Source organism: Lysobacterales bacterium, from assembly GCA_019634735.1.
GTDB lineage: Bacteria > Pseudomonadota > Gammaproteobacteria > Xanthomonadales > UBA2363 > Pseudofulvimonas.
The window spans coordinates 16,720-33,540 of record JAHCAT010000015.1; the positions used below are offsets into that span (position 1 = coordinate 16,720).

At 70.9% G+C, this 16,821-nt stretch carries 18 protein-coding genes; 8 read left to right on the forward strand and 10 right to left on the reverse strand.

What is annotated here, in order from left to right; all coding sequences use genetic code 11:
* The first annotated feature begins 30 nt into the window (after nucleotides 1-30).
* The 7 genes from pdxA (at nucleotide 31) to KF823_13590 (ending at nucleotide 5,589) form a co-directional block, all read left to right on the forward strand.
* Complete coding sequence (gene pdxA / locus KF823_13560) at nucleotides 31-1,038, forward strand: 4-hydroxythreonine-4-phosphate dehydrogenase PdxA (GenBank protein ID MBX3726933.1); 1,008 nt, start codon at nucleotides 31-33, stop codon at nucleotides 1,036-1,038.
* On the forward strand, nucleotides 1,035-1,826 hold the full coding sequence (gene rsmA, locus KF823_13565; GenBank protein MBX3726934.1) for a 16S rRNA (adenine(1518)-N(6)/adenine(1519)-N(6))-dimethyltransferase RsmA: 792 nt from the start codon (nucleotides 1,035-1,037) through the stop codon (nucleotides 1,824-1,826). The genes pdxA and rsmA overlap by 4 nt, the downstream gene beginning before the upstream one ends.
* A 145-nt stretch (nucleotides 1,827-1,971) precedes the next feature.
* The gene (locus tag KF823_13570; protein ID MBX3726935.1) at nucleotides 1,972-2,727 is read left to right on the forward strand and encodes a DUF4328 domain-containing protein; all 756 of its coding nucleotides are present in this window, start codon (nucleotides 1,972-1,974) and stop codon (nucleotides 2,725-2,727) included.
* Nucleotides 2,728-2,877: 150 nt separating this feature from the next.
* Nucleotides 2,878-4,071: a class I SAM-dependent rRNA methyltransferase gene (locus KF823_13575; protein ID MBX3726936.1), complete on the forward strand. Its 1,194-nt coding sequence runs from the start codon at nucleotides 2,878-2,880 to the stop codon at nucleotides 4,069-4,071.
* Nucleotides 4,072-4,146: 75 nt separating this feature from the next.
* Nucleotides 4,147-4,443, forward strand: a complete 297-nt coding sequence (locus KF823_13580; protein MBX3726937.1) for a hypothetical protein — start codon at nucleotides 4,147-4,149, stop codon at nucleotides 4,441-4,443.
* 14 nt (nucleotides 4,444-4,457) lie between these two features.
* Complete coding sequence (locus tag KF823_13585) at nucleotides 4,458-4,874, forward strand: DUF1801 domain-containing protein (protein ID MBX3726938.1); 417 nt, start codon at nucleotides 4,458-4,460, stop codon at nucleotides 4,872-4,874.
* An 88-nt stretch (nucleotides 4,875-4,962) separates the two neighbouring features.
* Complete coding sequence (locus KF823_13590) at nucleotides 4,963-5,589, forward strand: glutathione S-transferase N-terminal domain-containing protein (GenBank protein MBX3726939.1); 627 nt, start codon at nucleotides 4,963-4,965, stop codon at nucleotides 5,587-5,589.
* 139 nt (nucleotides 5,590-5,728) lie between these two features.
* Here the strand turns inward: KF823_13590 and prpC are convergent, their stop codons facing one another.
* The 6 genes from prpC to KF823_13620 form a co-directional block, all read right to left on the reverse strand.
* Complete coding sequence (prpC, locus tag KF823_13595) at nucleotides 5,729-6,874, reverse strand: 2-methylcitrate synthase (protein MBX3726940.1); 1,146 nt, start codon at nucleotides 6,872-6,874, stop codon at nucleotides 5,729-5,731.
* 11 nt (nucleotides 6,875-6,885) lie between these two features.
* Nucleotides 6,886-7,773, reverse strand: a complete 888-nt coding sequence (prpB, locus tag KF823_13600) for a methylisocitrate lyase (protein ID MBX3726941.1) — start codon at nucleotides 7,771-7,773, stop codon at nucleotides 6,886-6,888.
* A gap of 44 nt (nucleotides 7,774-7,817) precedes the next feature.
* Nucleotides 7,818-8,801: a malate dehydrogenase gene (locus KF823_13605; protein MBX3726942.1), complete on the reverse strand. Its 984-nt coding sequence runs from the start codon at nucleotides 8,799-8,801 to the stop codon at nucleotides 7,818-7,820.
* A 41-nt stretch (nucleotides 8,802-8,842) separates the two neighbouring features.
* On the reverse strand, nucleotides 8,843-9,190 hold the full coding sequence (locus tag KF823_13610; GenBank protein ID MBX3726943.1) for a glutaredoxin family protein: 348 nt from the start codon (nucleotides 9,188-9,190) through the stop codon (nucleotides 8,843-8,845).
* 19 nt (nucleotides 9,191-9,209) lie between these two features.
* Nucleotides 9,210-10,412, reverse strand: a complete 1,203-nt coding sequence (locus tag KF823_13615; protein MBX3726944.1) for an aminotransferase class I/II-fold pyridoxal phosphate-dependent enzyme — start codon at nucleotides 10,410-10,412, stop codon at nucleotides 9,210-9,212.
* 256 nt (nucleotides 10,413-10,668) lie between these two features.
* Nucleotides 10,669-11,178, reverse strand: coding sequence for a peptidylprolyl isomerase (locus KF823_13620; protein MBX3726945.1), 510 nt, complete (start codon nucleotides 11,176-11,178; stop codon nucleotides 10,669-10,671).
* 139 nt (nucleotides 11,179-11,317) lie between these two features.
* Between KF823_13620 and typA the strand changes: the two genes are divergently transcribed.
* Entirely contained in the window at nucleotides 11,318-13,153 is a 1,836-nt protein-coding gene (gene typA / locus KF823_13625; protein ID MBX3726946.1) for a translational GTPase TypA, read from the forward strand.
* A 45-nt stretch (nucleotides 13,154-13,198) separates the two neighbouring features.
* Here typA and KF823_13630 read toward each other — a convergent pair whose 3' ends face one another.
* From KF823_13630 to rpoA, 4 genes are all read right to left on the reverse strand, one after another.
* A complete protein-coding gene (locus tag KF823_13630; GenBank protein MBX3726947.1) occupies nucleotides 13,199-14,575 on the reverse strand; it encodes a 3-deoxy-7-phosphoheptulonate synthase class II in 1,377 nt (458 codons plus the stop codon).
* Nucleotides 14,576-14,674: 99 nt separating this feature from the next.
* Nucleotides 14,675-15,175, reverse strand: coding sequence for a disulfide bond formation protein B (locus KF823_13635; protein MBX3726948.1), 501 nt, complete (start codon nucleotides 15,173-15,175; stop codon nucleotides 14,675-14,677).
* Nucleotides 15,176-15,276: 101 nt separating this feature from the next.
* Nucleotides 15,277-15,669 carry a 50S ribosomal protein L17 gene (gene rplQ / locus KF823_13640; GenBank protein MBX3726949.1) on the reverse strand — a complete coding sequence of 131 codons (393 nt, stop codon included), beginning with the start codon at nucleotides 15,667-15,669 and terminating at the stop codon, nucleotides 15,277-15,279.
* Nucleotides 15,670-15,808: 139 nt separating this feature from the next.
* The gene (gene rpoA / locus KF823_13645; GenBank protein ID MBX3726950.1) at nucleotides 15,809-16,804 is read right to left on the reverse strand and encodes a DNA-directed RNA polymerase subunit alpha; all 996 of its coding nucleotides are present in this window, start codon (nucleotides 16,802-16,804) and stop codon (nucleotides 15,809-15,811) included.
* Between the last annotated feature and the right edge of the window lie 17 nt (nucleotides 16,805-16,821).

A 16,821-nucleotide genomic window follows, 5' to 3' on the forward strand; every position in this document is an offset into this window, starting at 1 on the left:
CGGCGGCACCGGCACCCTGACTGCGCCGACATGGCAACGACCTTCCTGCCGCGCCTGGCGGTCACGCCGGGCGAGCCGGCCGGCATCGGCATGGAACTGCTGGTGCGCCTGGCGCATGTGCCCGACCTGGCGGCGGACCTGGTCCTGGTCGGCGACGCCGACCACGCGCGGCGCACCGCCGACGCCCTGGGCCTGCCGCTGCAGCTCGATGAATTCGACCCGGCCCGGCGACTGGACGGCGAACCCCGCCCGGGTGTCGTGCGCTGCCTGCACCGGCCGCTGCCCCGCCCGCCCAGGCCCGGCGTGCTCGATCCCGACAACGCCGCCGGCGTGCTCGACACCCTGGCGCAGGCCTGCGACGGTTGCCTTGCCGGCCGCTTCGAGGCCTTGCTGACCCTGCCCGTGCACAAGGGCGTGATCAACGCGGGCGGCGTCGCGTTCACCGGCCATACCGAATACCTGGCCGGTCGCTGCGACAGCCCGGTGCTGATGCTGCTGGTCTCCGGCACCCTGCGCGTGGCGCTGGCCACCACCCACCTGCCGCTGCGCGCGGTGCCCGATGCCATCGACGGCGCCGGCCTCGCCGCCACCCTGGCGCTTCTCGATGGCGGACTGCGTCGCGACTTCGGCCTGACGGCGCCGCGCATCGCCGTGCTCGGCCTCAACCCCCATGCCGGTGAGGACGGCCACCTCGGCCGCGAGGAGATCGAGGTGATCGCGCCGGTGCTGGCCGACCTGCGCGGCCGCGGCCTGGCGCTGGCCGGGCCGTTGGCCGCCGACACCGCCTTCGTGGCCGGCCGCCGCGAGCAGCACGACGCCTTCCTTGCCATGTACCACGACCAGGGACTGCCGGTGCTGAAGGCGCTCGGCTTCGGCGCCGCGGTGAATGTCTCCCTCGGGCTGCCCGTGGTGCGCACCTCGGTCGACCATGGCGTCGCGCTGGACATCGCCGGCAGCGGCCGCGCCGACCCGGGCAGCGCCATTGCCGCGGCGCGCCTGGCGCTGGGCATCGCCGCCAACCGGGCCGCCCGGCGATGACCGCCACCGGGCACGTGCCGCGCAAGCGGTTCGGACAGCACTTCCTGCACGATCCCGGGGTGCTGGCGCGCATCGTCGCGGCGATCGCCCCGCAATCCGGCCAGCCACTGGTCGAGATCGGACCCGGCGAAGGCGCGCTCACCGATCCGCTGCTCGCCACGGGTGCGACCCTGACCGTGGTCGAACTCGACCGCGACCTCGCCGCCCGCCTGCGCGCGCGCAACGATCCACGGCTCGCCGTCCTGGAGGCCGATGCCCTGACGGTGGATTTCGGCCGCCTGGCTGCGGCCGGCGGCGGGCCGCTGCGCCTGGTCGGCAACCTGCCTTACAACGTCTCCTCGCCGATCCTTTTCCATTGCCTGGAGCACCTGGACGCCATCGCCGACATGCACTTCATGCTTCAGAAGGAAGTGGTCGACCGGATGGCGGCGCCGCCCGGCGACAAGACCTACGGGCGCCTGAGCGTGATGCTGCAGGCGCGCTGCTCGGTGGTGCCGCTGTTCGATGTCGGTCCTGGCGCCTTCCGGCCGCCGCCCAAGGTCGATTCCGCCGTGGTGCGCCTGGTGCCGCTGCCGGCCGATCGCCTTCCCGCACACGACGCCTCCCGCTTCGCGGCGATCGTCAAGGCCGCCTTCGCGCAGCGTCGCAAGACCCTGCGCAATGCCCTGTCCGGCGTGCTCGACGCCGACCGCATCGCCGCCGCCGGCATCGATCCCGGCAGCCGCGCAGAGCAGGTTCCGGTCGCAGGCTTCGTCGCCCTGGCCCGGGAACCGGCGCACACCAGCTGAGCGGTCCCCCGGCACACGATCCCGACCCGGCGCTGCGCCGGCGACGGCACCGTCGTTCGCCGGACGAACCTCGAACCGGAGCCTTTCCTGACCCCGCGTCCCGGCTATCATCCGCTGCCCGGTACAGGCTTGGACAAGGACCGTCATGTCACAACCCGATGCTGCAACCGAATTGGAAGAAACGATCAGCGACGAGATCGGGGCGCTGCCGCCCGTGGACCCGGTCAGCGAACCTGCGGCCCTGGATCGTCGCTGGCACATGGTTCGCCTGGTCCTGCTCGCCCAGGTCGTCGTCGCCCTCGTTGCCATCCTTGGCAACCTGGCGGAATACCGCCTGCTGGCCGACTTCCGGGACGGGCTCTACCAGGACGACATCACGGCGGACCGGGACGCCCAGGCCAGCGATCAGCGGCAGAGCCTGATCGGCATGACGCAGATCGCCGTGTTCGTGGTCAGCGGCGTGGTGATCCTGCTCTGGCTGTACCGCTCGGCGCGGCACGTGCGTGCCCTGGGCGCCACCCGCCTTCAGTACACGCCGGGCTGGACGGTCGGCTGGTTCTTCATTCCGCTGTTCTCCCTCTGGGTGCCGTACCTGGCCGTGCGCGAGCTCTGGGAAGCCAGCAACGATCCGGCGCGTCGACCGCGTGGCGAAGGCTGCGCGCTGCTCGGCTGGTGGTGGACCCTCTGGCTGGCGAACGGCTTCGCGGGTCAGGCCGTGTGGCGAATGGCGCGCTCCGCCGAGACCGTCGAGCAATTCATCCGCCTGAACGTCGTCGGAACCCTGGGCGAGGTCCTGGGCATTGCCCTGGCCGCGGTCAGCCTGGCCTTGTTCGCCGACATCCATGGCGCACAGCGGATGCATGCGGCCCGCCTGACGCAGCAGTCGTCGGTGCCGGGCTAGCCCGGGCTGTTTCATGGGGCCCGCTGTGGCGGCCTCATGGAACGGCCGGCACCAAGCCCGTTGCCTGCCGCGCGGGCACGCCCCCTGGCCATGGGCGCAGGCCGCCAGGCCCGGCCTGGGCTACCCTGTGCGACCCTTGGAGACCCGTCGATGAGCATTCCCCTGCCGCCGCTGCGCCTGAAGCGTGGCGAGGACCGCCGAGTCCGACATGGACACCCGTGGATCTACAGCAACGAGATCGACACCGCGCAGACGCCGCTGAAGGCCTTCGAGCCGGGCGACCAGGTGCAGGTGCAGGACAGCCGTGGCGAGCCGGTCGGCATCGCCTACGTCAATCCGCACAGCCTGATCAGCGCGCGGCTGCTGAGCCGGCGTCCGGACGGCGCCGCCGACCGCGGCCTGGTGGCGGAACGGCTGCGCGTGGCGCTGCGGCTGCGCGAGCGCCTGTATCCGACACCGCACTATCGCCTGGTGCATGGCGAAAGCGACGGCCTGCCCGGCCTGGTGCTGGACCGCTACGGCGAGGTGCTGGTCGGCCAGATCGCCACCGCCGGCATGGAACGGCTGCGGACGGAAATCGAGGCCGCAGTAGCCGAAGTGGTCGGCCCGGCCTGCCTGGTCTGGCGCAACGCCGGCAGCGCCCGTCGTCTTGAGAACCTGCCCGAGTACGTCGAGGCCGGCATCGGCGAACTGCCGGACCGCATCCAGGCGGTCGAGGACGGCGTGACCTTCACCGTGCCCCTGGTCAGCGCCCAGAAGACCGGCTGGTTCTACGACCAGCGCGCCAACCGCGACCTGCTGATGCGGCTCGGCCGGGGCGAACGCCTGCTCGACGTGTTCGCCTACCAGGGCGGCTGGGGGCTGCGTGCCGCCGCCACCTTCGCCCGCGAGGTGGTCTGCGTGGACAGCTCCTTGCCGAGCTGCGAGGCGATCGAGGCCAATGCCGCCGCCAACGGCCTGTCCGGGCGCGTCGACACCCTGCACGCCGATGCCTTCGAGGCACTAAAGGCCCTGCGCGAGGACGGCCAGCGCTTCGACATCGTGGTGCTCGACCCGCCGGCCTTCATCAAGCGCCGCAAGGACCACAAGGAGGGCGTGCAGGCCTACCGCCGGATCAACCAGCTCGCCATGAAGCTGCTGGCGCCGGACGGCATGCTGGTGACCTGTTCGTGCTCGCACCACCTGGCCGAAGAGGAACTGATGGCGGCGGTACAGGACGCCGCAGTGCGGACCGGCCGCCATGTCGCGGTGCTTGCCCGACTCCAGCAGGGTCCCGACCATCCGGTGCTGCCGGCGGTCGCCGAGACCGCCTACCTGAAGGGCCTGCTGTGCCGGGTGACCTGAGGCGCGCTGCCCGGGTCGGATGCCCCGGGCAGCATCGCGGCACCGCGGGCGGCTAGACTGGTCGCCCCGGCTGCCGTGGCGGCCGACGCCGAACCCCTGCCAGTGACCGGTCACGCCACCCGCGCCACCGCGCGCCATCTGTTCGCCGCGCTGTTCGCGGTGCTGGCGATGGTCCGCCTTTACGAGTTCGCCCGCCTCGGCCGCCCGCCGGAGCTGCTGGCGGGCTTGGGATTCGTCCTGCTCGCGGTCGCCGCCTTCCGCGACGCGCGTGCGGCCGCGCACGGCGGCGCCACCGATACGCTGACGCGGGGCGTCGGCCTGGGTGGCCTGGCGCTGGTGGCAGCGGCCATCGTGCTGCGCCTGATGGCCTGAGCCCGGACCCAGCCGTGCCCCGCCCTGGAAAAACGCTGCCGGAGGACGGACGCGTCGCCGTGGAGGCCTTCCTGGCGACCCTCGACGCACCCCGGCGGGCGACCGTCCAGGCGGTACGCCGCCTGGTCCTGGCGCTGGACCCGGCGATCGGCGAGTCGATCAAGTGGAACGCGCCCAGCTTCAGCGCCGGCCGGCACTTCGCGACCTTCAACCTGCGCCAGCGCGACGGCGTCGCGCTGATCCTGCATGGCGACGCGCGCGCCCGGCCACCGGGCGATCTGCGGGCGGCGATCGACGACCCCGCCAGCCTGCTGCGCTGGCTGGCCGCGGACCGCGCCATGCTGGTCTTCGAGGATGCCGGCCAGGTGCAGGCCCGGGCACCGGCCCTGGCTGGACTGATCCGCGCGTGGCGGCGGGCCTGGCCGGCATGAACGGACCGGCGCCGACCCGGGAAGCCCCGTTACGGTCGCATCACCCGAGGCGTGGCATGCTCCCCGCCTCGGTCCGCGGAGAACGTCGATGAAGCTCTACTACCTGCCCGGGGCCTGCCCGCTCGCCGTCCACATCGTCCTGGAGTGGATCGGCCGCCCGTTCGATGCGGTGCGGATGTCGCGCAGCGCCCTGAAGTCTCCGGAGTACCTGGCGCTGAACCCCAACGGATCGGTGCCGACCCTGGTCGAGGACGACGGCTGGGTGCTGGTCGAGAACGTCGCCATCCTCAACTACCTGGCCGACAGCCACCCGCAGGCGGGTCTCGGCGGCGACGGCAGCGCCCGGGGCCGGGCCCGCGTGAACCGCTGGCTGGGCATGCTGAACTCGGACGTGCACAAGGCCTTCCTGCCCCTGTTCCAGCCTGGCCGCTTCCTGGACGACGGCGAACAGCACGACGCACTCAAGGCGAAGGCGCGCGAGGCGGTCCGGACCCTGCTCGCGCGGATCGACGCGGACCTGGCAGGCGACGGGCGTCCGTGGCTGGCGGGCGACCAGCCCAGCATCGCCGATCCCTACCTCTACGTGGTCCTTCGCTGGGCGGCCGGCACCGGCGTCGAGCTCGACGGACTTCAGGCGCTGGCGGCGTTCCGCAGCCGGATCGAGGCCGATCCCGCGGTACAGCGGGCACTGGCTGCCGAAGGTCTCACCACCTGACCGCTGCGTGGCAGCGCGAGGCGACCGTGCCCGGCCCGGCGGCGCGGGCGCCGCCCGACGACGGCTGCCCTTTGACGCGTGCCCGGCGCCGCCGCGGGATGCTTGCCGCGCGCGACCCGCCGGGCCGGGGCGCGCAGACTCAGCGCGACTCGATCGGCGGATAGGGGCGCTCGTCCGGACCGGTGTAGTTGGCGCTGGGACGGATGATCTTGCCGTCCTCGCGCTGCTCGATCACATGCGCCGCCCAGCCGGTGGTTCGGGCGATCACGAACAGCGGCGTGAACATGGCGGTCGGCACGCCCATCATGTGGTAGGAGGAGGCCGAGTACCAGTCGAGGTTGGGGAACATCTTCTTGAGGTCCCACATCAAGGTCTCGATCCGCTCGGAGACCTCGAACAGGGTCGGATTGCCGCCCTCGCCGCACAGCGAGCGGCTGATCTCCTTGATGATCGGGTTGCGCGGATCGCCGATGGTGTAGACCGGGTGGCCGAAGCCGATGACGATCTCGCGGCGCTCGACGCGCGCCCGGATGTCGGCCTCGGCGGCATCGGCGCTGTCGTAGCGGGCGATGATGTCCATCGCCACCTCGTTGGCGCCGCCGTGCTTGGGCCCGCGCAGGGCGCCGATCGCGCCGGTGATGCACGAATGCATGTCCGAGCCGGTGCCGGCGATCACCCGCGCGGTGAAGGTGCTGGCGTTGAACTCGTGCTCGGCGTAGAGGATCAGCGACTTGTCCAGGGCGTCGACGTGCAGGTCCGCCGCCGGCCGGCCGTGGAGCAGGTGCAGGAAGTGGCCGGCCACGGTGGCGTCGTCGGTCTCGACCTCGATGCGCCGGCCGTGGCGCGTGAAGTGCCACCAGTACAGCAGCATGGCGCCGAAGCTCGCGACCAGGCGGTCGGCGATCTCGCGCGCCTCGGCGGCCGGGTGGCCCTCCCTCTCGGGCAATACGGTGCCCAGCACCGAGCAACCGGTGCGCATCACGTCCATGGGGTGGGCATTGGCCGGCACCAGCTCCAGGGCCTCCTGGACGATCGCCGGCAGGCCGCGCAGCCGCTGCAGCCGTGTCCGGTAGGCGCGCAGGCGATTGGCGTCGGGCAGCGCGCCGTGGATGAGCAGGTGGGCGACTTCCTCGAAGCTGGACCTCGTCGCCAGGTCCTTGATGTCGTAGCCGCGGTAGTGCAGGTCGTTGCCGCTGCGGCCGACCGTGCACAGGGCGGTGTTGCCGGCGGCGGTGCCGCTCAGGGCCACCGACTTCTTGGTCTTCGGCAGGGTGCTCTCGGACATGTCTGGCTCCGTCAGTTCTTGCTGGCGAACAGCGCGTCGAGGCGCCGCTCGTAGTCGTGGTAGCCGATCCGCTCGTACAGCTCCTCGCGGGTCTGCATGGTGTCGAGCACGGCCTTCTGGTGGCCGTCGCGGCGGATCGCCTCGTAGACGGCCTCGGCGGCGCGGTTCATGGCCCGGAACGCGCTCAGCGGGTAGAGCTGGATGGCGACACCGGCGCCGGCCAGCTCGTCGCGGGTGAACAGCGGCGTCTTGCCGAACTCGGTGATGTTGGCCAGCACCGGCACGCCGACGGCGTCGACGAAGCGCCGGTAGGTGTCGAGGTCGTAGGCGGCCTCGGCGAAGATGCCGTCGGCGCCGGCCTCGACGCAGGCGATCGCCCGCTCGATGGCGGCGTCGACGCCTTCCACGGCGATCGCGTCGGTGCGCGCGATCAGGAAGAAGTCCGGGTCGGTGCGGGCGTCGGCGGCGGCCTTGACGCGGTCGGCCATCTCGACGGTGGCGACGATCTCCTTGCCCGGCCGGTGCCCGCAGCGCTTGGCGCCGACCTGGTCCTCGATGTGACAGGCGGCGGCGCCGGCCTTGATCAGCGACTTCACCGTGCGCTCGATGTTGAACGCGCTCGGCCCGAAGCCGGTGTCGATGTCGACCAGCAGCGGCAGGTCGCAGACGTCGGTGATGCGGCGCACGTCGACAAGCACGTCCTCGAGACCGCTGATCCCCAGGTCGGGCAACCCCAAAGAGCCGGCGGCGACGCCGCCGCCGCTCAGGTAGATGGCCAGGTAGCCGGCGCGCCTTGCCAGCAGGGCGTGGTTGGCGTTGATCGCGCCGATCACCTGCAGGGGCGACTCGGCGGCGAGTGCGGCGCGGAAGCGCGCGCCGGGGGAGACGGTCGGGGTCATCGGAGCTCCAGTGGACGGGCCGGCGCGGGCGCCGGCCGCGAGGTTCAGATCAGATGGGCGACGCCAGCGCGCTCTTCCTCGAGCTCGGCCAGGGTCCTGTCCATCATGCTGCGGCTGAACTCGTCGATCGGCAGGTCGGCGATGCGCGTGTAGCGGCCGCCCTCGCAGGTGACCGGCACGCCGTACATCACGCCCTCGGGAATGCCGTAGCTGCCGTCGGACGGCACGCCCATGGTCACCCAGCGGCCGCCGCTGCCGAGCAGCCAGTCGCGGACATGGTCGATCGCGGCATTCGCCGCGGAGGCCGCCGACGACAGCCCGCGCGCCTCGATGATCGCCGCGCCGCGCTTGCCGACGGTGGGAATGAAGTCCTCGCGGTTCCAGGCCTCGTCGGCGATGCGCTCCCGGAGGGACGCACCGCCGGCGGTGGCGAACCGGTAGTCCGGATACATGGTCGGACTGTGGTTGCCCCAGACGATCAGCTTCTCGATGTCGGCGACGGCGACACCCGCCTTGCCGGCGAGCTGGGAGAGCGCGCGGTTGTGGTCGAGGCGCAGCATGGCGGTGAAATTGGCCGCCGGCAGGTCGGGCGCCGACTTCATCGCGATCCAGGCGTTGGTGTTGGCCGGGTTGCCGACCACCAGCACCTTGACGTCGCGGCTGGCCACCTTGTTGAGCGCCGCACCCTGGGCGGTGAAGATCTTGCCATTTTCGAGCAGCAGGTCGCGGCGCTCCATGCCCGGGCCACGCGGCCGGGCGCCGACCAGCAGGGCGACATCGGCGTCCTTGAAGGCGACCTCGGGGTCGTCGGTGCCGACCATGCCGGCCAGCAGCGGGAACGCACAGTCCTCGAGCTCCATCATCACCCCGCGCAGCGCCGCCTGGGCCTTTTCGACAGGCAGCTCGAGCATCTGCAGGATCACCGGCTGGTCCTTGCCCAGCATCTCGCCGGAGGCGATCCGGAACAGCAGGGAGTAGCCGATCTGGCCGGCGGCGCCGGTCACGGCAACGCGGACGGGAGTCTTCATGGGTGGGTCTCTTGCGCTATCGGGGAAGGGGACGAACGGGTTCAGGGGCGGCGCGCCAGCTCGAGGATGCGGCCGGGGTTGTAACCGTTGACCACGGTCTCGCCGACCAGGGTCAGCGGCACGCCGCGGCCGCCCAGGGCACGCCAGGCGTTGTAGTTGGCGGTCGACGCCTCGATGTCGCGCTCGGTCCAGGGAATGCCGGCCTGGCGGAGGTCGCGCCGCAGGCGCTCGCAGTAGCCGCAGTGCCGCGTGCTGAACATCACGACCTTGTCCTTGCCGACCACGGCGCGGGCCTGGGCCACGGCACGTTCCGCGCTGCCCGGCCAGAGCACCAGGGCGGCGAAGGCCAGACCGGCGAGGGCAAACAACAGTCGCGGCGATACGTTCATGCGGGGCGTCGGGGTGCGGTCAATCGGTCAGCTCGGCAAAGAAGTCCTGGATGCGCCGCAGACCGTCGGCGAGCTGCGCGGTCGGGCAGGTGTAGCTGATCCGCAGCGCGCGCGGCTCGCCGAACGCGCTGCCCGGCACGCAGGCCACGCCCTTGCTCTCCAGCAGGGCGGCGCACAGCTCGACATCGTTGCCGATCACCGCTCCGGCGTGCCGGCGCCCGTAGGCGCAGGAGACGTCCGGGAACACGTAGAAGGCCCCCTGCGGCTTCGGGCAGGCGACCCCCGGGATCTCCGCCAGCGCGGCCAGCACCTGGTCGCGCTTGCCCTGGAACTCGGCGCACTTGCCGGTCGGCACGTCCTGTGGCCCGGTCAGCGCGGCAACGGCCGCGGCGGTGACGATCTCGGGAATGTTGGTGATGTGGTTGGAGTTGAGCGTGGTGACGGCGCCAGCCACCGCCGCCGGCCCGGCCATCAGCCCGACCCGCCAGCCCGGCATGCCATAGGTCTTCGAGATGGAGTCAACGAAGACCACGCGCTCGCGCAGCGCCGGCACCGCCTGCACGAAGTTGTGGTAGCCGACGCCGTCGAACACCATGCGGTTGTAGATGTCGTCGGTGATCACCCAGGTGTCGGGGTGGCGTTCGATGACCTTCGCCAGCGCGGCGACTTCGGCCCGGCTGTAGACCATGCCGGTGGGGTTGCTGGGGTTGTTGAAAAGGAACACCCGCGGCTTCGCCGCCAGGGCCTCGTCGAGCTGCGCGGGGGTCAGCTTGTAGTCCTGCTCCGGCGGGCACGGCAGCAGCATGACCCGCGCGCCGACGATCTCGGCGATGTCCATGTAGCTGGTCCAGTACGGGGTCGCGAAGGCGATCGCGTCGCCCTCGTCGAGCATCGCCTCGAACAGGTTGTAGAGCATGTGCTTGGCGCCGACCGCCACCGCGCAGTTGCCGCGCGTGTAGCCATCGAGGCCGATCGCCGACATGTGCGCAAGGAAGGCGTCGAGCAGGTCGTCGCGGCCCCGGTTGGAGCCGTACTGCCCGGAATCGGCGTCCAGGGCCTTGCGGGCGGCCTCGTAGACGTGCGGGCCGGGCAGGAAGTTGGGCACGCCGATCGAGAAATTGACGACGTCGCGGCCGGCCGCCTTGAGCGCCTTGGCCTTTTCGGCGACGACCATGATGGCGCTGGGCTTGGCGCGGCCCACGCGCTGGGCGAGTTTCGGCATGGCAGGTTCCGGTCAGGCGGGTAAGCCTTGGGATTTTACCACGCTGAACGTACCCGCCCGCCCGGCGGACGCGGCCCGGGGGTCGCTCCGGCGCACTGCGCCACGCCAGGATCGCGCGCTGCGGACGCAGGGCGGTCCGGCACGCGGCCCGCCGATCCGACGGCTCGACGCCCTGCACCGTCGACGGGTCCGGCCCCGGGATCACGCACGGCGCCCCGGCGGCGCGGCCGCGCGGGGCGCCCGGCAAGGCTGTCCGTCAGGTGCGATCCAGCACGGCATTCCACTCGGCGACCCGCGCCGACTGGGCCGCCAGCAGGGCGTCGACGTCGCCGCTCACGGTCACCGACTCCAGGCTGTCGCCCTGGCGGATCGCGTCGACCACCTTCTGGTCGTCGCCGTCGACCACCACGCCGAACACGGTGTGCTTGCCGTCCAGCCAGGGCGTTGCGCCATGGGTGATGAAGAACTGCGAACCGTTGGTGCCCGGCCCGGCATTGGCCATCGACAGCACGCCGGCGCGATCGTGGCGCAGCTCCGGACGGCACTCGTCCTCGAAGCGGTAGCCGGGACCGCCAGTGCCGGTGCCGCGCGGGCAGCCGCCCTGGATCATGAAGTCCGCGATCACCCGGTGGAACGACAGTCCGTCGTAGAAGCCGCGCCGGGCCAGGTTGGCGAAGTTGGCCACGGTCACCGGTGCCTGGTCGGCGAACAGGCGCAGCCGGATCGGCCCACGGCTGGTGGTGAGGGTGGCGGTGAGCTCGGACATGCGGGAAATCCTGTGGGTATCGGGGAAGCTGAACAGTATGCCGGAGGCGGCGGCAGACCCGCCATGTTGCACTGCACAATCCCCGGCCAGCCCGCTATACTGGCGGACTTTCCCGAATAGCCGTCCGGCGGCCGTCCCAATGAGCCTGAACAACCTGCGCAACATCGCCATCGTGGCCCACGTCGACCACGGCAAGACCACGCTGGTCGACCAGCTGCTCAAGCAGTCCGGCACCTTCGCCGATCGCGACGCCGTGCCGGACCGGGTCATGGACAGCAACGACATCGAGCGCGAGCGCGGCATCACCATCCTGGCCAAGAACACGGCGATCCGCTGGACTTCGCCGGACGGCACCGAGTACCGGATCAACATCGTCGACACCCCGGGCCACGCCGATTTCGGCGGCGAGGTGGAGCGCGTGCTGAGCATGGTCGATTCGGTGCTGATCCTGGTCGACGCCTTCGACGGGCCGATGCCGCAGACCCGCTTCGTGACCCAGAAGGCCTTCCAGATGGGCTTCAAGCCGATCGTGGTCATCAACAAGGTCGACCGCCCCGGCGCCCGTCCGGACTGGGTGCTGGACGCCACCTTCGACCTGTTCGACAAGCTCGGCGCCAGCAACGAGCAGCTCGACTTCCCGGTCGTCTACGCCTCGGCCCTGCACGGCTACGCGGGCAACGAGCCGGATGTCCGTTCCGGCGACATGGGCCCGCTGTTCCAGGCGATCGTCGACCACGTGCAGGCACCGGAGCTGGATCCCGAGGGTCCGTTCCAGATGCGCATCAGCCAGCTCGACTACAACCCCTACGTGGGCATCGTCGGCATCGGCCGCGTGCAGCGCGGCCGGATCCGGCCGAATTCGCCGGTGGTGGCGATCGACCGCGACGGCAAGCGCCGCCAGGGACGCATCCTGCAGGTGCTGGGCTTCCACGGCCTGGACCGCCGCGAGGTCGAGGAGGCCCGGGCCGGCGACATCATCGCCATCAACGGCCTGGAGACGCTCGGCATCTCCGACACCCTGTGCCATCCGGACTCCCCGGAGCAGTTGCCGGTGATGACCGTCGACGAGCCGACCATCTCGATGTTCTTCAAGGTCAACAACTCGCCGTTCGCCGGCCGCGAAGGCAAGTTCCTGACCAGCCGGCAGATCCGCGACCGCCTTCAGCGCGAGCTGATGCACAACGTCGCGCTGCGCGTCGACGACACCGAGGACCCGGATACCTTCAAGGTGTCGGGTCGCGGCGAGCTGCACCTGTCGATCCTGATCGAGAACATGCGCCGCGAGGGCTTCGAGCTGGCGGTGTCGCGGCCCGAGGTGATCCTGCACGAAATCGACGGCCGCATCGAGGAGCCCTACGAGCAGCTCGTGGTCGATCTGGAGGAGAACTTCCAGGGCGCGGTCATGGAGCGCCTGGGCCTGCGCAAGGGCCAGCTGCGCGACATGATGAACGACGGCAACGGCCGCGTGCGCATGGAGTACCTGATCCCGGCGCGCGGCCTGATCGGCTTCCAGACCGAGTTCCGCACGCTCACCGCGGGCACCGGCCTGCTGTTCCACGTCTTCGAGAAGTACGGTCCCCGGCTGGACGGCGACATCGGCCAGCGCCTGAACGGCGTGCTGATCGCCAACGGCAGCGGCCCCTCCCCGGCCTATGCGCAGTTCGCCATGCAGGAGCGCGGCCGGCTGTTCATCTCGCCCGGCGACGAGGTCTACGAAGGCCAGGTGGTCGGCATCCACGCCCGCGACAACGACCTGACGGTCAACGCCCAGCGCAGCAAGCAGCTCACCAACTTCCGGGCCTCGGGCAAGGACGACGCCCTGGACCTGACGCCGCCGGTGCGCTACAGCCTGGAGCAGGCGCTGGAGTTCATCGACGACGACGAGCTGGTCGAGGTCACCCCGAAGTCGATCCGCATCCGCAAGAAGATGCTCAGCGAGACCGACCGAAAGCGCGCCTCGCGCGCCGCGGCCTGAGTCGGATCGAGGCGGCCCGGCCGGGCCCCGTGCCCGCGCGGCGCCTCAGGCGCCGCGCTTGCGGACGATCAGCATGGCCAGTTCCAGCGCCTGCTCGTAGTTGAGCCGCGGATCGACGCTGGACCGGTAGGCGCGCGCCAGGTCGGTTTCCGACAGGTCGCGCGCGCCGCCCATGCATTCGGTCACGTTGTCGCCGGTCAGCTCCAGGTGCACGCCGCCGAGCCGCGTGCCGGCCTCGCCGTGCAGGTCGAACGCGGCCTCGAGCTCGCCCCGGATGTTGTCGAAGCGACGCGTCTTGAAGCCGTTGCCCAGCGTCTCGGTGTTGCCGTGCATGGGGTCGCAGCTCCACAGCAGGCCGCGGCCGGTGCCGCGCACGGCGCGCAGCAGCGGCGGCAGGCGGCTTCCGATGTGGGCGGCGCCCATCCGGTGGATCAGGGTGAGCCGGCCGGGCTCATCGTCCGGGTCCAGGACGTCGAGCAGGCGCAGCAGGGCGTCCGGCGGCGTCGAGGGGCCGATCTTCACGGCGACCGGGTTGCGGATGCCGCGCATGTACTCGACGTGGGCGCCGTCCAGGTCGGCCGTGCGCATGCCGATCCAGGGGAAGTGCGTGCCCAGGTTGAACCAGCCCCACTGGCGGGGCACCTCGCGGGTGAGCGCCTGCTCGTAGTGCAGCAGCAGCGCCTCGTGCGAGGTGTAGAACTCCGCCCGGTTGAGGTTGCCGATGGGGTCGCCGACCAGGGTCTCCATGAACCGGATCGCGCGGCCGATGCTCTCCACCAGGCGGTGGTACTCGGCTTCCAACGGCGAATGGCGCACCCAGCTCAGATCCCAGTACTCGGGATGGTGCAGGTCGGCGAAACCGCCGTCGATCAGGGCGCGCACGAAGTTGATGGTCAGCGCCGAGCGCGCGTGGCCCTCGATCATGCGCGCTGGATCCGGGGTCCGGCTGGCGGCGTCGAAGGCGACATCGTTGACCAGGTCGCCGCGGTAGCTGGGCAGGGTGACGCCGTCGCGCGTTTCGGTGTCGGCCGAGCGCGGCTTGGCGTATTGCCCGGCGAAGCGGCCGACCCGGACCACCGGAAGCTGCAGGCCGTGCACCAGCACCAGGCTCATCTGCAGCAGCACCTTGAGGCGGTCGGCAATGATGTCGGAGCGGCAGTCCGCGAAGCTCTCCGCGCAATCGCCGCCTTGCAGGAGGAAGCGGCGGCCGGCGGCGGCTTCGGCGATCTGCTGCTTGAGCGCGAGGATCTCCCAGGAGGTGACCAGCGGCGGCAGGGCGCGCAACTGTCCGAGCGCGCCCTCCAGCGCCCGGGGGTCCGGGTAGGTCGGCTGCTGGCTGGCGGGACGCGCGGTCCAGGAATCCGGGCGCCAGTCCTGGGCCGGCCGGACGGCGGCGATCGGACTGCTGTGGCTCTTGCTCATCGGCGGGATCGTTCCATGCTGCTGCGCACCATCATGCCATAGCGCCCCACCGCGGTGGCGCCACGTACGTGGCCAGGCGGACGGCTTCGGGCCGGCCGTTCAGATCGTGCGCCGACGTGCCAGCACGGGCATCGCCAGCGCCCAGACCAGCAGGCCGACGAAGCAGATCAGGGTCCAGGCAGGCATCGACAGGCCGAGGAAGGTCCAGTCGACCTCGGCGCACTCGCCCGAGCCGCTGAACACCATGCGCAGCGTCTGGGAGAGCGGAAACGCCTCCATCATGTAGTCCAGCCCAGGCCCGCAGGCGGGCACCTGGTCGGCCGGCAGGGACTGCAGCCAGACATGGCGGCCGGCGACGCCGGCACCGAGTGCCGCGGCGGTGGCCGCGAGCAAGGCGTAGACCCACCGTCCGGCCGCCGCCGGCCCGTGCAGGGCCGCCGCCAGCAGCACTCCGCCGGTGGCGATCACCGCGACGCGCTGGAAGATGCACAGGGGACAAGGCTCGAGGCCGAGAACATGCTGGGCGTACAGGGCGTAGGCCATCAGGCCGGCACAGGCGAGGAAGCCGAGCAGCGCCAACTGGCGGAATCCTGGTTTCATGGGCGTGGCTTCCTGTGGGGTCCGGTCAACAACGGCTTTCGGATACGCAAAGGGCCCGGACGGTTCCCCGCCGGGCCCTGCCAGATCGGACACCGCGTGGCTCAGGCGGCGTCGGACTGCTCCGCGGCGTCGGTCTGCGGGCGATCGACCAGCTCGACGTAGGCCATCGGCGCATTGTCGCCGGCGCGGAACCCGCACTTCAGGATGCGCAGGTAGCCACCCGGGCGCTCGCGGTAGCGAGGACCCAGCTCGACGAACAGGCGGCCGACGGCGACGTCGTCGCGCAGGCGGGCGAACGCCAGGCGGCGGTTGGCGACGCCATCGGTCTTGGCCAGGGTGATCAGCGGTTCGGCAACCCGGCGCAGTTCCTTGGCCTTGGGCAGCGTGGTCTTGATGATCTCGTGGCGGAACAGGCTTGCGGCCATGTTGCGGAACATGGCTTCACGGTGGGCGCTGGTGCGGTTGAGCTTGCGCCCGGCTTTGCGGTGACGCATGACGGCGATTCCTGCTTGTGGACGTCCTGTCCGGATCAACCGGCCGATCCTGGCCGGTACCAATACGAGGGTTGTTATGGGTCGCCAACCTCGCCGGTCCTCACGCGGTCCGGCGGGTGGCGCCTGGTTTCTTGGTGTATCAGCCGGCCATCATGCCGGAGCCGAGCCCCGACGGCGGCCAGTTCTCGAGCTTCATGCCCAGCGACAGCCCGTGGGCCGCCAGTACGTCCTTGATCTCGGTGAGCGACTTCTTGCCCAGGTTCGGGGTCTTCAGCAGCTCGACCTCGGAACGCTGGATGAGGTCGCCGATGTAGTAGATGCTCTCGGCCTTCAGGCAGTTCGCCGAACGCACCGTGAGCTCCAGGTCGTCGATCGGGCGCAGCAGCATCGGATCGAAGCCGGCGGTCTCGGCACGCGACTTCTCCGGCTCGATCCGCGAGAAGTCCCCGAACACGGAGATCTGCTCGGCCAGGATGCCCGCGGCCTGGCGGACCGCGTCCTCGGCTTCGACCGTGCCGTTGGTCTCGACGTCCAGAACCAGGCGGTCGAGGTCGGTACGCTGCTCGACGCGGGCGGCGTCGACCTCGTAGGCGACCCGGCGCACCGGGCAGAACGAGGCATCGAGCTGCAGCTTGCCGATCGGGCGCGGCTCGTCGCCCGCCAGGCGGACGGTGGCCGGCTGGTAGCCCATGCCGCGGCTGATCTTCAGCCGCATGGTGAACTCGATGTCCTTGGTCAGGTGCGCGATCACGTGGTCGCGGTTGACGACCTCGACGCTGGCATCGCCCTGGATGTCGCCGGCGGTGATCACGCCCTTGCCCTTGCGGGACAGCTGGACCATGGTCTCGTCGCGCCCGTTCAGGCGGATCGCCACGTCCTTGAGGTTCAGCAGGACGTCCAGGACGTCCTCCTGCAGGCCCTCGACGGTGGTGTACTCGTGGAGCACGCCGTCGATCTCCGCCTCGACGATCGCCGCACCGGGGATCGAGGAGAGCAGGACTCGACGCAGCGCGTTGCCAAGGGTGTGGCCGAAACCGCGCTCGAGCGGCTCCACCACGACCTTGGCGCGGTGCGCGCTGAGCTTTTCCACGGTGACGCCGCGCGGACGCAGCACGCTGATGGGAGCGCTTGCCATTCAGGCTTTCTCCGGAT